Here is a 15,329-nt window from a genome sequence, read left to right on the forward strand (position 1 = left end):
CCCCAAAGCAGTAAGACGGATGTTTATTTGGCGCTGAGCGGCCAGGCATGCCCTTGATTAAAAATGGCGTGTCCGTTCAGGCTGAATAAGGTCAGTTGGCGATCGTCCGGTTCAGGATAAATACGACTGCTAAGGGTATATTCACCGTGATTGACAAATACCTCTACCGAGGAGCTGTCGATAAATAAGCGCAGATCCAGCCGGTCACCAACTGGCAGCGGCACGCTGCGATAACCAGAGAGACCATGCTGCGGGTAGCGACGATCCAGCACCAGACGCTGTGCCTGAGCATCGACGTAGACCCGTAGTCCATCACCCAGCGCGATACCATATTCTTCAGCACTGCTGCGGGCGATATCGAGGCTCAGTTCGACTTCAATAGCGTGCGCCTGCCCCTCTACCATCAGGGTGCGATTGTGTAGTTCGCTGACCGGCCAGACATGAAGCTCACCGCGTAATAATTCCAGCTCTTTCACCGGGTTCATACGCAGCCGCTGATCGGTATCGAGCGTCACCTCGCGGGGGAGGGTAAGCATGCCCGCCCAGCCGTCGGCTTGTTCTGGCATTGGCGATTCCCACATCGACAGCCAGCCAATCACGATGCGGCGCCCATCCGGGGTGGTAAATGACTGGGGGGCGTAAAAATCATGCCCGTGATCCATCTCCTGGAAGGCGTGGGTGACGTGAAAATGGAGATTATCCTGCCATTCGCCGACCATATAGCCGCTCTGGAACAGGTTACGGTAATCGTATCCGTCTGCGGCGATGCCCTGCGGCGAGAACATGAAGACGAGCTTATCGTTGAGTGGGAAGAGGTCTGGGCACTCCCACATGTAGCCCATGCCGTCATCGGCCCTGCCAAGCGTGCTGGCAAACTGCCAGTGCTGTAGATCTTGCGAGCGATAGAGCTGCACTTCGCCCACGTCATCGACCCGGGCGCCCACCACCATGTACCAGTTGTCTCCCTCTTGCCAGACTTTCGGATCGCGAAAATGGTGTACGCCTCGTGGGGTATCCAGAATCATGCCCTGGCGTTCAAAGTGAATTCCATCGGTGCTGGTGGCCAGGCACTGTACCTGATACAGGTTTTCCTCTTTCGCCTCGCCGTCAAACTTATGTCCGGTGTAGATCAGAGCCAGCTTATTGCCTTCAACCACCGCTGAACCGGAAAAACAGCCGTCTTTATCTTCCGGCCCTTCTGGTGCCAGTGCGATGGGTAAGTGCTCCCAGTTCACCATATCGCGGCTGCGCGCATGGCCCCAGTGCATTGGTCCCCAGACCGGCTGCCACGGATAGTGCTGATAGAACGCATGGTAGTAACCATCGAACCAGGACAGACCGTTGGGATCGTTCATCCAACCCGTTGGTGGCGCCAGGTGATAGCGTGGATACCAGCGCGGGTTTACAAGGTCTTTCTGCTGGCTTAAGGCTTCGTTGGCTTTGGAAAGTAGTGACGTCATTTGCTTGTCCCTGTAAGTGAATTGATCAAAAGATAACGTTAACATTCTCGGTTTTCTCGCAGATTTGATGGTAATATCGATGTTAATCACAAAAGTTAACGTTAACATTTTGCGGGCGTTATCGAGATCGCATTTTCAGACCCCGGCAAAGTGAACATCGGCGAAGGAGAGGGTATGGCATCTTTAAAGGATGTGGCGCAGCGGGCTAACGTCTCGTTAATGACCGTATCGCGGGCGATTAACGAGCCCGAACGACTACGGCCTGAAACCTATAAAAAGGTGATGGAAGCGGTAGATGCGCTGGGGTATGTCTCCGATCTCTCCGCTAAAAAAATTCGTGGCGCGAAAACCACGGCTAACACGATTGGGGTGCTGGCGTTGGACACCATGACTACGCCATTTTCCGTGGAGATAACGCTCTCTATCGAAGAGACCGCGCGGGCGCACGGTTGGAATAGCTTTGTGGTGAATATGTTCAGCAATGACAAGCCAGAGAAAATGGTTGATCTGCTGTTGGCGCATCGCCCGGACGGTATTATCTACACCGCGATGGGACTGCGCCAGGTACCGGTACCGGAAAAGCTGCATAAGTATCGCTGCGTGCTGGCGAACTGTGAAAGCACAAGCGGCCCTTTCCCCACCTATATTCCCGATGATGAACAAGGGCAATATCTTGGCGTGAAAGCTCTGTTGGCCGCAGGCTATCGCCGACTGCTGTGTATCCACCTACCGAAAGGAATTGTGGCGACCGATCGCCGTCGGGCGGGAATGGAGAGGGCTTGTCGTGAAGCGGGTGTCGACCCTGATGCAATGTTCCACCACTATCTTCCGCCGGGCGAGCGCCACCATATTGATGCGGCGGAGATTGCCGGGCATTACCTGAGCGGCGCGCGCCCGATGTTCGATGCGGTGGTGTGCGGTAACGACCGCGTGGCTTTTGTTATCTACCAGCTCTTGCTGGGGCGAGGGCTGCGCATTCCGCAGGACGTCGCTGTGCTGGGCTATGACAATATGGTGGGCACCGGCGAGCTATTTTTGCCGCCGCTCTCAACGGTACAGCTGCCGCACTATGAAATCGGGCGTCTTAGCGCGCTGCATCTTATCCAGGGGCTCGATCACCGGGATACCGTGCGGGTAGACAGCCCCTGGCTTCCGCGCGCCTCAATCTGATTAACCTAACTGCTTCGTTTCATCAACCGGAGGGATGTGTGAATTATGTGGGGGTATCGCTAATTTGCTGGTGGATGTTACAAAACTGAAACGTGGGGGTACTGCTAAGTCACGGTTTAGCGCGCAAGGCTCAAAGTTGGGGCGTGTATTAAACTCTCGTCGTAATTTTGGGTTTCAATAAAATAACCGTTATTTATTAATGTTAACGTATCAATACATCGTAACTTACGAAACGTTTAGATTTTAGTTCGTACTTACCCATCTATCGCTCTTCTCTGCTCATTCTGCTTCTGTAACTTCAGCGGGACGCACAAGCGTCCACCACATTAACCACATGCAATAGTTCAGCTCAGTGACATCGGATTCTACGGCGGTTATAGGCTTTTACGTCCCTTTTTTAGCCTACAGATAAACCGTGAAAATTGTGATCCCGTACTCAGATAGTGCATTCCGTGGTTGCCTTTTAACCACAGACTTTTATTGTATTCTCATTGTATACAATTAAAATACAGGAGGGTGAGTATGAAAGTGATTGATACCCATAACCATGTTTGGCATTGCCAGGGAGAGCATTTTGCCTGGATCACAGACGATCTGGCGGCAATTCGCCGTGATTTTCTTATTGACGATTTGCAGGCCGTATTGGCTGAAAACCACATCGAAGGCGCCATTTTAGTACAAGCCATCCCTTCAATTGAGGAGACCGAATGGCTGCTGGAAATAGCTGAGCATCACGATGAAGTAAAAGGTGTTGTGGGATGGGTGGATATAAACCGCGGGGCTGGGATCGCAGAGGATTTGCAGAGACTGCAGAGAAAATCCCGCTATCTGAAAGGGATCCGCTATATGTCTCAGGGCTTGCCTGAGAGCCATTTAGTGACCCCGCAATTTATCCAGGGGGTACGTTGCGTTGGAGAGCAGGGGCTGGTGTATGAACTGCTGGTTACGCACCAACAGCTGGAGGCGGCAAGCCAGCTTATCTCTGCTTGTCCGGAAGTGACCTTTGTTATCGAACATGCGGCAAAACCCGCAGTTCGCGACGGAGAAATTACCCGCTGGCGTGAACAGTTAATGTTGATTGGTGAGGCTTACAGCAATGTTTTTTGCAAACTATCAGGCCTGGTCACGGAAGCAGATTATGCCCGCTGGACGGGACCTGGGCAGGCGAGCCAGGAGCTTGAACCTTATTTTAGCTCGGTTTTTGCCGCATTTGGTGATGAGCGAGTGATGTATGGATCCGACTGGCCTGTTTCTCTACTGGCATTACCGTATGCCGACACTTTAGGGCTTTACCAGAACTACCTGCAATCTCACCAGGCTCTTTCCAGCGATAACTTTTTTTATCGCGTGGCAGAGAAGGTTTACTCATTAAAGTAACAGGGGGGCACTTATGGAAGTCGTTCAATATATCCTCGGATTTGGCCCGGCAGTGGTCATTCCAATGATTATGTTTTTATTTGCCGTGCTATTTGGCGCGAAACTTGCCGATGCGGCGAAAAATGCAATGACGGTAGGTATTGGGTTTCTCGGTCTTTCGTTGCTGATCGGTTTTATGGTGACATCACTTAGCAGCTCGACAGAAGCGATGGTAAAAAACCTCAATCTTCATTATGAAGTATTGGATCTGGGCTGGCCGTTAATTAGCGCCTTCAGTCTGGCTGCGCTTTCTCTGCCGATTGTTTATGCGTTATGTTTTGCCACTAATTTGTTGATGATTTCAACCAATACCACCAAAACCCTTAACGTTGATTTTTGGAATTACTGGCACTTTGTATTTGCCGGAATCATCGTTGAACAGGTGACGGGTTCATTTTGGATGGGGATTTTTGCAAGTTGGATCACATTTATTATTACGCTAAAAATCGCCGATTACATTGCCCCACATGTGCAGAAATTCTGTGACACGCCAAACGTGACCATTACTCAGGCGGAGATCGTCGCATGGGCCCCGCTGGCATTTTTAATGGACCGTGTAATTGATCGCATTCCGTTGATTAACAAAATTGACCTTAATCTCAGCAAAATTGAAGCCAAACTAGGGTTTTTTGGTAGTCCGTTAGCGATGGGGGCCATTCTGGGGGTGATCATCGGTATGCTTGGCGCGCTACCGTTCAGCGATATTATTAAGAGTGGAATGAATTTTGCTGCGGTCATGGTGTTATTACCGACGATGGCGGGAGTGCTGGTCAGTGGTCTGGTACCGATTACTGAAATTGCTTCTGAATGGGTAAAGAAACGTTTTCCAACAAAGTCACTTTATTTTGGTATCAGCGGTGAAATTGCTTTTAAAAATCCTGCGGTATTGTCTGTAGGTATTTTGATGGTGCCACTCACGATTCTGATTAGTACTATTTTGCCTTTTAATACCATGATGCCATTCGCCGATATTCCTTATCTGCCGATATTTGTTGTCTTTGGTACGGTTGCATGCAACGGAAACATGTTCCGTGGATTAATTAATGGCATTGTCATCGTGTGTGGGATCCTGTGGTTTGGTTCGGATCTCGCTGTAGTGTCGCAGGCTTTGGCCGAAAAGGCACAATTGAATGTGCCAAAAGAGATGATGGCCTCATCAATCGATGGTGGCTCACACGCTATATCTTATATCTTCTACAAAATGTTCGAGCTGTTAAAAGGAATGAATCCTGCGCTCTTGTGTCTTTTTTCTATCGTAGTGACCGGGATTATTATTTATGTGCTGAAGTTGATTTTTAATATTAATAATAAATCAACAGCAGCGACCTCATTAACTGCAAACAAAGTTGACTAAGAATACTGATAAACATCAGGGGAATATTATGATTACTCAGAATACAATTAAAAGTGTAGAGCTTAGTGTACCTTCTTTAACCTTCGGCGCAGCCAGCCTGGCTAATTTATTCAGAACGCTGAGCAATAACGAAGCCATGGACATTGTTGATAAGGCAATTCAGGTTGGCTGGCGCTACTTTGATACTGCACCACATTATGGCAGCGGACTTTCTGAACTGCGTTTAGGTCTGGGATTACGTGGACTGGAGCGTAGCGAATATGTTTTGTCCACCAAGGTTGGTCGCCTGCTGCAATCCCGGAAACAAGAGCCAGGCCTTGAAGCAGGGGAATTTTTTTATGATGAGAACCCTTTTAACCGACAGGCTGATTACTCCTATGAGGGCATCATGCGCTCATACGAAAACTCTATCCAGCGGCTGGGAACCCGTTATATCGACATTCTCTATGTACACGATCTCGGCACTTATACCTACGGCAATACGGAACTGGAACGCCAACATTTTAAAACCTTCTGCGAGTCAGGGCAGAAGGCTTTAGAAGAGCTAAAGCGCAATGGTGATATCAAAGCCTGGGGCGCAGGCGCGAATGAAGAGGCAATCCTGATGGAGGTGATGGATAACGCTGCCCCGGATATCTTAATGCTCGCCAACCGCTACAACCTGCTGGAAACAGACCGCCAGGCGTTCTTTGCTAAATGTGAAAGCAACAATGTTTCGGTGGCAGTTGCCGCACCTTTCGCTACCGGAGTTTTAGTCGCGAAAGATAAATCTAAGGCGTTGTATGAATACGGTTCCGCGCCAGCGCAGGTTATTGAAAAAGTCAATGCGATAGAAGCGCTATGCGCAAAACATGCCGTGCCAATTGGTGCTGCGGCGCTGCAATTCCCATTAAGAAACCAAAATGTGGTCACCGTAACCTGCGGCGTTCAATCCGTAGAACAAGCGTTGACTAATTTTGCCTGGGCTAACTGGGATATTCCGCAGGAATTGTGGGATGAACTGGCCAGCATTGGTATTCAGTAAGCATCATTTGTAACTTTGCGAAAAAATTAACAGATATTGAGGATGTAATGAAAATAGTTAAAGCCGAAATCTTTATGGTTGATTTGAAACCTAAAGTAAAACGTGTCGATGCGATTCAGTCTTTTGTCTCACAAGAGACGCCGATTATTCGTTTAACAACATCGAGTGGAGAAATTGGTGAGGGCTATACCTACACAATTGGCACCGGCGGCTCATCTGTGGTTGCGCTGTTACGAGATCACCTGTTACCGAAATTGATTGGTCAGGATGCTACGATGATTGAGGGCATCTGGGAATCATTGCTGTTCTCAACTCACGCGACCTCGGTTGGCGCCATTACGTCTCTGGCACTGGCAGCCATTGATACCGCATTATGGGATTTGAAGTGTAAGCGCATGAATTTGCCGCTGTATAAAGTCGCAGGTGGTGCGAAGTCGCGCATGAAGTTATACACCACCGAAGGGGGCTGGCTGCATTTAAGCACTCAGGAATTAGTTGATGATGCGCTGGCTGTTAAGGCGCAGGGATTCTGCGGTTCTAAAATCAAAATTGGTTCTGAAAGTCCGGTGCGTGATATCGAGCGTTTGACTGCTGTACGTGAAGCGGTGGGTGATGAGTACGTGATCATGACTGATTGCAACCAGGCGTTTAAATTCTCGGAAGCCAAACAGCGCGCTGCGTTGTTGGAGCATATTAATCTTTCATGGATTGAAGAGCCGTTTCTGGCGCATGATGTTGATTCCCATCAAAAATTGTGTGAGTCAACCACCATTCCTGTCGCGGTGGGTGAGTCCATTTATTCTATCCAGCACTTCAAAGAGTATTTACAGAATAATGCCGCAGATATTATTCAGGTTGATGTGGCTCGTATTGGTGGTATTACACCATGGCTTAAAGTTGCACATATGGCGGAATGCTTTAATAAAATTGTCTGTCCGCATTTCTTGATGGAATTGCATATATCATTATGTTGCGCCATTACTAATAGCCGTTGGTTGGAATATATTCCACAGCTCGATAGTGTTACTCTAAATAAAGTGAATATTCGCGAAGGATATGCTTTCCCACCAGAAGAACCTGGTTTGGGTATTCAGTGGGACTGGCAGAAAATACAGGCTGATACTGTTGTTTACCATGTCATTGAATAAAACAATTTTTATTTTCTCAGGAATATATTATGTCTGAAAATCATGCTCAATTTCACGGTGCATGGTGCCCATCAATTACGCCTTTTGATCAACAAGGAAATATTGATTTATCGGCACTGCAGCAGCATTTGCGACGTTTGGAAGAGGCTGGGACTCATGTCGTATTGCTAATGGGAAGTATTGGGGAGTTCACCGCATTAACGCTGGATGAACGACTGATGCTTATCCGTGAGGCACGGAAAATGTCATCGCTGCCGCTGGTGGCAAATATCTCAGCTACCTGTATGGCGGATATGATACGTCTGTCAGAAGAGGCCTGGCATTGCGGGTATCAAGCAGTGATGATTCTACCTCACTACTATTTTCAACAAACGCCGGCCCAACTATTGGCATACTACCGCGGTCTGGGGCAGCGCCTGAATGGAAAATGGTTCGCATACAACTTTCCTGCCCGAACTGGATGCGACCTGGACGCGGTACTGGTAGCGCAATTAGCGGCAGAATTTCCCAATTTTGTGGGTGTTAAAGATACTGTTGATTGTCTCTCTCATACTCGCGAAATTATTCAGAAAGTCGCGTCCGTTAGAGACGATTTTGTTGTTCTGTCCGGTTATGATGAATATCTTATCCCAAATCTTCTCGCGGGTGGCGCGGGAGTTATTTCAGGATTAAATAATATTTGTCCAGAACTTTTTGTGCAGGCAATTAAAGCCTGGGATGAAAATGATCTTACCCAGCTTACTGGCATACAGCGTGAGATAAGCCGACTTTCTGCTATTTATAATATTGGTAATGATTTTGTTACTACAATTAAAACCGCGGTGGCTCATAAGTTTCAGTATTCTGGAGAGAAATCAAGAAGCTTTGCGGGGGAACTAACTCGTCAGGAATCGCAACAGATTGACATAATGTTCAGTATCCAATAATCAAAAATCAATAACAGCATACATTATGCTACGGCAATGCTGTATTGCTGTTATACCTCTCTGTTATAAGGTATAGAATATGTCTTATAGAATGATATTAAATGAAACCTCATATTTTGGCTTGGGTTCAATTAACGCTATCGTTGATGAAGTTAAAAAGCGAGGTTTCAAAAAAGCGCTGGTAGTTACTGACCACGATCTTATCCAGTTTAATGTAGCGACCAAGGTACTTGATATTCTTGATAGCGCAGGGTTGCCTTACCAAATTTTTGATAAGGTCATACCTAACCCTACGATTGACGTCGTGCAGCAAGGTGTTGAGGCATTTCGTCAGGCGGGGGCAGATTACCTGGTCGCTATTGGTGGCGGTTCACCGCAGGATACGTGCAAAGCGGTAGGGATAATCATTAACAACCCTGAGTTTGCCGATGTCCGCAGCCTCGAAGGTGGGGCTGACACTAAAAATGCCGCTGTACCGATGATTGCCATTCCAACGACCGCGGGTACGGCAGCTGAGGTGACTATTAACTATGTGATTACCGATGTAGAGAACCGACGTAAGTTCGTTTGCTACGATCCTCATGCTATTCCGGTCGTTGCCATTATTGATGCTGACATGATGGCCAGCATGCCGCCCAGTTTAAAAGCGGCAACCGGTGTTGACGCACTGACTCATGCAATCGAAGGATATATTACGAAAGGGGCATGGGAATTAACCGATACGCTTCATTTAAAGGCGATTGAGATGATAGGGCGTTCGCTACGCGGTTCGATACAGGGAGTCGCCCAGGACGCTGAAGGCATGGCGGTGGGGCAGTATATTGCCGGGATGGGCTTTTCTAATGTCGGATTGGGCCTGGTGCATGGGATGGCCCATCCTCTGGGTGCATTCTATGGTACGCCACACGGCGTCGCCAATGCAGTGCTATTGCCGCATATCATGGCATACAACGCCGAGTTTACAGGAGACAAATATCGCCAAATTGCACAGGCTTTGGGCAATACTCAGGCCATGGTGATGCCGATCGAAGAGGCGCGTCAGGCGGCCGTTGAAGCCGTGGCACAGCTTAACCGCGACGTAAATATTCCCGCCCGACTGCGCGATATCGGCATGAAATATGAAGATATCGATGCTCTGGCAGCCGCGGCAATGGCGGACGTCTGTACAGGTGGAAACCCTCGAGATACTTGCATTGAAGAGATTAAGGCGTTGTACCGACAACTCTACTAATTTTTAACTTTCCACATGACCGGTAGAAATACCGGTCATGTTATATGCATAGCCTATTTAAAGCTGGAGAACAGGCGGTTGTAGGAGTTGTTGACGTGATGGGCAATGGCCTCACGGGTTTGTTCTATATCGCGGGCAATAATACCGGCGCAAATTTTCAAATGTTCTTTGGATGAATCAATAATTGAATCATTTTTCATTTTGTCTGAACGCAGCATGCGTAACCGGTCATACATGAAGGTCAGCGTTTTAGTCACAATAGCGTTGTGGCAATCGGATAGCATTTGTTCATGTAGCTCGTTATCAGCTTCGAGTAATAAAGACACATTCGAATCATGAAAACCGACTTCAATTTTATCTTTAATTGTCTGGTAGCGTTGCGGGTCCTGGTTCTCCCATGACAAATTCAATACCATAATTTCAATGTCTTTTCGGATCTGGAAAATATCACGTATTTCACTGAGCGTAATGGGTTTAATGGTTTTCGTTTTATTTTTGGAAGGCTCAATCCAGCCTTCAGTCATCAGGCGAAACAAAGCTTCGCGCAGCGGCGTACGGCTGACATTAAGTTCCTGACATAGCTCATTTTCTGAGATAGCCCCCACCAACTCATTGGCGATGATTTTGGCCTTCAATTGATGATATGTTTTTTCGCTGATGTTCATAGTCTGGCTTTAATGAGGGTCATAATCATGTTTAATGAGATACAAATTAGCCCCTTGTCACTATGAAATCAATGGGTAAGCCCGGTTGTACAACGAATTAGCTCGTGTTTCAACGACTCAGTCAGCAGCACTAACAGCTGCCAGCGCGTCCACATCCTTCTGCAGATGATGTTTTTTTACTCAGCGTGAAGAAACCAAATACCGGCGTTCATACCACGATACTGGCCATCATTAAGAAACTCTCCTGACAATCCACCTTTGCAAACTCAACGTTGAATTTGGCTTAGTGGAAGAGATAGCCGTTAGCCAGTTTGATGAGGATGTATGTAGGTGGTCTTTTGGCCGCCATGTCTCTGGCATTTACTCCTGATGAGGAGCGCTTTTTGTCCCTAAAAATTGTCCAATGCGACTAATGGTCAAATAAATTGTCGATTTCTCTAAAAAAAATGATCAGCGTGCCGATACACTGACAGGATATGTCAGCATTTTATATATAATTCATGTCAGGAAAACAGAAAAGTAGGTGCTTATGGCTGATTCAGCAAGGAGTTGCTCAGCAGAACGTTTAGTCGATATCCTAATAGAGCTGCAAACTTGTGGCGTAGTGAATCGCTATCAGTTGATGAAGAAATTTAATATCACTGAACGAACGGTCTATCGTGATCTTAATATGCTTTCCTCCTTTATTGAGGGGTGTGGTGGAGGAGAGTATCGATTGATACCGATTCGCGCGCAGAATAATAGCGCCTATGCCCTTCATGACCCACTGGCAAAGCTGCTGGACGCCGACGCGGTTTTTCCTGATAGAGATGAGGATTTTTGGCTTAGCTTAGAAAAACGAGCGGTAGAACAGCATGTTAGAGTTCAGTTTGGTCGCCCTGAACATTCAGTCAGAAATGATTTGCGAAAGTATTTTAACTTATTAGAAAAAGCGATTCAGAAAAACAGTGTCTGTCATATTTTATATAAAGACAAAACGCGCACCGTTCACCCTTATAAATTAGTTAACCAGAAAAATATTTGGTATCTGCAGGCGACCGAGGACGGAAAGCTAAAGTCTTTTTCGTTAAGTAAAATTCGGTGGTTGGATATCCGGAAAGAGCATTTTACGGTCGATACACCCACACTGTCATTAATTGATGAGCATCGCGATCCTTGGGTAAGTGAAGAGACGTTTGAGGTGCGGGTGCGTATTAAACACAGCATTGCTGGCTACTTCGCAAGACGAGATTTACTGCCTCAGCAAGAATTAGTGCGTGAAGAGAATGATGGCGTGACTTTGCTTTGCAAGGCAGCACATCAGAATCAAATTATTCCATTAATTCTATTCTGGTTACCGAATATAGAAATTCTGGAACCTGAATGGTTGAAAACAACGGTCATCAACATACTGCATAACTACATCACTGGCGATCGCGACTCTGTTCCTGTTCTGGAATGTGATGCGTAGCGGGTAACAACGACTTATTGCACAGGAGATTTTTATTTATGGCGTTACCTTTCATTATTCTGGGCGTCGCGGCAGCGGCAACGGCGTTTGGTGGCAAAAAAGCTTATGATGGCTACCAGAAAAAATCAGAAGCCGACGATGTTTTAGATCGCGCGCAACGTCGCTTTGATAAGCATAAAGAGAGCTTTGATCTGGCGAATGAAACAACGTCGAAAAAACTGGCCGAGCTGGGTGAAAAAGAACTGAAGATCGGTAAAGATTTCAATGAATTTAAAACGATTGCCGACGATCTGTTGGCGCGTATGGCTAAGGATGGGCATAAAGATCTTCGTCTGAAAGTACCGCAGCACAACATCAATAAAATTCAGAGTCTGGCGATTTCCGCCACGGAATATCTGACGACGGTCGTCGGTGCCGGGGTGTCCGGTGCTGCCGCTGGTTTTGCCGTGTACAGCGGCGTGATGGCGTTTGCCGCAGCGTCTACCGGTACGCCGATTGCCGCCCTGTCTGGTGCGGCGGCGTATAACGCCACAATGGCGGCTATTGGCGGCGGTTCTCTGGCCGCAGGCGGCTGGGGAATGGCGGGCGGTGCGATGGTACTTGGCGGCGCGGTAGTGGCTCCGTTGATTGCTATCGCAGGCTGGGCTTACGATAGCCATGCCGAAAAGGCGCTTAACAATGCTTATCAAAGCTCCCGTGAAGTGACAGCTGCGGTGGAAAAAATGAATGCGGCTGAAGCGCAGCTGACGAAGGTGCAGCAGTATGTAAATAGCATTTATGAATCAATAACCCGTATGCATAGCGTCTTTGTTCAACACTACTTTGAACCGCTGAAAGCGATGCATGCCATCATTGTTGAACGTCATGAGAAGAATATAACCACCGAGATTAGTGAGTCGGAAGAGATCATGGCGATTATCGACCATGGTTATGAATTAGCCGCCATCATGACCGACGTGATCACCACGCCGCTGTTCAAGCCGGTGACGCAGGAAAACGGTGAAGCCGTTATCGAAGATGGCGTGATCCAACTGCAGACCGACAGCAACGGTATGAACCTGCTGAACAAAGAGATTCTGGACGAAAAACTGGCGGTTTCTGCTTCTGAGTTTGACGCATTTTCTTCTCGTATTTAATCGACGCGCCGGGCGAATCTGCCCGGCATTGCTATGGGCGAGCACAATGAACACAGCCAGGTTTGACTGGGGTGAAGAGTTACATCAGACGGTGGTTAAGAGTCTGACCACCTCTTTTGGGTTGGATTTTCTCTTGCTGGAGGATAAACACGGCGGCGATGTGAATACCATTCATAACGCTCGCGAGGGAGTGTATGCCACCGATGCCGAGCGTCAACGGTACGAGCAACGTGAAGGGTATGATTCTCATCATTACCATAGCCACGAAAACTACATTGCCACCAACCGGGCGGGAAAAAAGGCGCACGAGGCCGGTACGTTGACCGATACCTACACCGGTGAGAAATTTGCGGCTAATGATAAAAAGAACCTCGACCATATTATTGCCGCCCATGAAATTCACAACGATCCCGGGCGTATCCTTGCCGAATGTGATGGTGCCGATCTGGCTAATGATTCATCAAATCTGACCTTCACGAATGAGTCGCTGAATAAGGCGAAGAAGGCGAAAACGATGGATGCCTTCGTGCAAACGCTACAAGAACAGCATGCTGTGACCACGCAGGAAATTGCCCGTTTACGCAGCCAACCAACGCTTTCCGAGCAAGAGCAAAAACAGCTGAATAAGCTGGAAAATAAAGCCGCCGCCGATTTTGAACGGATGAAAGAGGCCGACAAAAAGGCGCGGGTAAAATACAACAGTACGATCAATCAGGAATATTATACCAGCAGTAAGTTTGCGAAGAATGTCGCCACCGCCACAATGAACAATGCGTTTCGCATGGGAACGCGGCAGATGTTGGGACTGATTCTGGCAGAGACCTGGTTTGAGTTCCGCGCGCGTATTCCCGTGATGTTTGAGAAGCATCGTCATTCATTCGATGCCGGAGACTTCCTGCAAGATGCGGCGGAGGCATTACGCGCAGTCTGGCAGCGAGTGCAGGGTAAATTCAGCACTTTCCTGACGTCCTTTAAAGACGGAGCCATCGGTGGCGTGCTCTCCAGCATTACGACGACGCTCTTCAATATCTTCTTTACGACTAAGAAGATGATGGTGCGCCTGATTCGTGAGATGTGGAACAATTTGGTACAGGCCTTTAAAGTTATGGTCTTTAACCCTGAAGGCTTAGCGCCGGGGCAGCTCGCTAAAGCGGTAAGCAAGCTGGTGGCTGCGGGTGTGGCCGTGGCTGCTGGTGTGGTGGTTAACGAAGCTTTAGCCAAGATGCTCGTCTTTCCTTTTGGTCCGGAACTGGCCGCTTTCTGCGGTGCGCTGGCGACAGGTATTCTGACGCTGGTAATGAACTACTTCCTGGAACACAGCGCATTGATGAAAAAGGTCTGGGCGTTTCTGGATACGTTTAAAGATAAGTATCAGAAAGCACTAGAGTATTATCAACAGGTGAATGCTGAACTCGATCGTTATCTACTGGAGCTTTCGGCGTTAGAGTTTGCTATTGATACGTCAGCGTTATCGCGTTTCTCGCTGCATCTTAACGCGGTGAACAGTGAAATTGAGCGTGGTTTGTTGCTGCGTGCAGAGGTTGAGCGCCGAAATATTGCGCTACCGTTTGAAGCAGGGAATACCCGCTCTGTACGTAGCTGGTTAAGTAAGCTATGACGCTCACGCCCGCGTTTCCCTGTAACCAGTGTGGCGCTTGTTGTCGCCACGTCGATCGCGCCAGTGAAACGCAGTTTCTTGATCGCGGTGACGGCATTTGTCGTCACTATCAGATGGAGACAAAGCTGTGCGCGATTTATGAAACACGTCCGCTTATTTGCCAGGTAGAAAAGCAGTATCAGCTTAACTACCAACAGCAATATAGCTGGCAGGAGTTCATTACGCTTAATCGTGAAGCGTGTTTAATTCTGGAGAAACTGTAGGGCGGTGTGCTTCACGAAGGGGTCAGGGTCAATATGTACTCATTATGGAGTTGGCTCGCTTTCGTAATGCGAAGGTCGTAGGTTCGACTCCTATTATCGTGCCATTTAAATCAATAGGTTACAGTTTATTATTTGCATATAATCTTACTGTTTTCTCTCCCGCGTACTTACTGGCGTACTTACTGGCGTACTTATTTAGCATGGCATAGCTGAGTGTCATGTTCCCGTTCTCAAATAAATTCAGATCCTACAAACTATTCCCTTCATAGGCTACTAAGAAGGGAATCCAACAGAAGTATCTAACTGAAAACTCATTGCGTTTACATGAAAGTGGTCAAATGCTTGATATACCTCATTGGACGTCCCATGATCTGTGCCGCCCTGTACGGACAGGGCTATCTCGTTTGCAATGTCCAAACGAGGTAGCTGAGGCTAAATTGGGGCATATGCGTGGCGGCGTTGAAATGG

The 15,329-nt window shown here is 47.8% G+C and carries 13 protein-coding genes, 1 tRNA gene and 1 pseudogene; 13 read left to right on the forward strand and 2 right to left on the reverse strand.

The window, feature by feature from the left end; all coding sequences use genetic code 11:
- Positions 1 to 23: 23 nt before the first annotated feature.
- On the reverse strand, positions 24 to 1,460 hold the full coding sequence (locus JQN59_RS10580) for a glycoside hydrolase family 32 protein (RefSeq protein ID WP_149607713.1): 1,437 nt from the start codon (positions 1,458 to 1,460) through the stop codon (positions 24 to 26).
- Positions 1,461 to 1,634: 174 nt separating this feature from the next.
- On the opposite strand from JQN59_RS10580, the gene JQN59_RS10585 reads away from it, so the two are divergent.
- From JQN59_RS10585 to fucO, 7 genes are all read left to right on the forward strand, one after another.
- The gene (locus JQN59_RS10585) at positions 1,635 to 2,630 is read left to right on the forward strand and encodes a LacI family DNA-binding transcriptional regulator (RefSeq protein ID WP_048216224.1); all 996 of its coding nucleotides are present in this window, start codon (positions 1,635 to 1,637) and stop codon (positions 2,628 to 2,630) included.
- Between the two features lie 522 nt (positions 2,631 to 3,152).
- Positions 3,153 to 4,007: an amidohydrolase family protein gene (locus JQN59_RS10590; RefSeq protein ID WP_103014332.1), complete on the forward strand. Its 855-nt coding sequence runs from the start codon at positions 3,153 to 3,155 to the stop codon at positions 4,005 to 4,007.
- Positions 4,008 to 4,020: 13 nt separating this feature from the next.
- A complete protein-coding gene (locus tag JQN59_RS10595; RefSeq protein ID WP_053071042.1) occupies positions 4,021 to 5,400 on the forward strand; it encodes a PTS transporter subunit IIC in 1,380 nt (459 codons plus the stop codon).
- A 28-nt stretch (positions 5,401 to 5,428) separates the two neighbouring features.
- Positions 5,429 to 6,424: an aldo/keto reductase gene (locus tag JQN59_RS10600; RefSeq protein ID WP_048216225.1), complete on the forward strand. Its 996-nt coding sequence runs from the start codon at positions 5,429 to 5,431 to the stop codon at positions 6,422 to 6,424.
- Between the two features lie 47 nt (positions 6,425 to 6,471).
- A complete protein-coding gene (locus JQN59_RS10605) occupies positions 6,472 to 7,572 on the forward strand; it encodes a mandelate racemase/muconate lactonizing enzyme family protein (protein WP_048216226.1) in 1,101 nt (366 codons plus the stop codon).
- 29 nt (positions 7,573 to 7,601) lie between these two features.
- A complete protein-coding gene (locus JQN59_RS10610) occupies positions 7,602 to 8,498 on the forward strand; it encodes a dihydrodipicolinate synthase family protein (RefSeq protein WP_149607714.1) in 897 nt (298 codons plus the stop codon).
- A gap of 79 nt (positions 8,499 to 8,577) precedes the next feature.
- Positions 8,578 to 9,729, forward strand: coding sequence for a lactaldehyde reductase (gene fucO / locus JQN59_RS10615; RefSeq protein ID WP_149607715.1), 1,152 nt, complete (start codon positions 8,578 to 8,580; stop codon positions 9,727 to 9,729).
- 53 nt (positions 9,730 to 9,782) lie between these two features.
- Here the strand turns inward: fucO and JQN59_RS10620 are convergent, their stop codons facing one another.
- Positions 9,783 to 10,394 carry a GntR family transcriptional regulator gene (locus tag JQN59_RS10620; RefSeq protein WP_048216229.1) on the reverse strand — a complete coding sequence of 204 codons (612 nt, stop codon included), beginning with the start codon at positions 10,392 to 10,394 and terminating at the stop codon, positions 9,783 to 9,785.
- A 529-nt stretch (positions 10,395 to 10,923) separates the two neighbouring features.
- Between JQN59_RS10620 and JQN59_RS10625 the strand changes: the two genes are divergently transcribed.
- The 6 genes and pseudogenes from JQN59_RS10625 to JQN59_RS26945 all read left to right on the forward strand — a co-directional run.
- Positions 10,924 to 11,844, forward strand: a complete 921-nt coding sequence (locus JQN59_RS10625; protein ID WP_048216230.1) for a helix-turn-helix transcriptional regulator — start codon at positions 10,924 to 10,926, stop codon at positions 11,842 to 11,844.
- 38 nt (positions 11,845 to 11,882) lie between these two features.
- Positions 11,883 to 12,980 (forward strand): hypothetical protein, encoded by a 1,098-nt coding sequence (locus JQN59_RS10630; RefSeq protein ID WP_048216231.1) that lies wholly within the window; start codon positions 11,883 to 11,885, stop codon positions 12,978 to 12,980.
- A 46-nt stretch (positions 12,981 to 13,026) separates the two neighbouring features.
- On the forward strand, positions 13,027 to 14,598 hold the full coding sequence (locus tag JQN59_RS10635; RefSeq protein ID WP_149607716.1) for a cobalamin adenosyltransferase: 1,572 nt from the start codon (positions 13,027 to 13,029) through the stop codon (positions 14,596 to 14,598).
- Entirely contained in the window at positions 14,595 to 14,861 is a 267-nt protein-coding gene (locus JQN59_RS10640) for a YkgJ family cysteine cluster protein (RefSeq protein ID WP_048224059.1), read from the forward strand. The genes JQN59_RS10635 and JQN59_RS10640 overlap by 4 nt, the downstream gene beginning before the upstream one ends.
- Positions 14,862 to 14,963 (forward strand) — tRNA-Thr (locus tag JQN59_RS10645).
- A 167-nt stretch (positions 14,964 to 15,130) separates the two neighbouring features.
- Positions 15,131 to 15,325: pseudogene (locus JQN59_RS26945) on the forward strand (tyrosine-type recombinase/integrase); the annotation flags it as partial.
- Positions 15,326 to 15,329: the final 4 nt, after the last annotated feature.

Source organism: Citrobacter sp. B72 (assembly GCF_016894305.1).
Classification (GTDB): domain Bacteria; phylum Pseudomonadota; class Gammaproteobacteria; order Enterobacterales; family Enterobacteriaceae; genus Citrobacter; species Citrobacter portucalensis.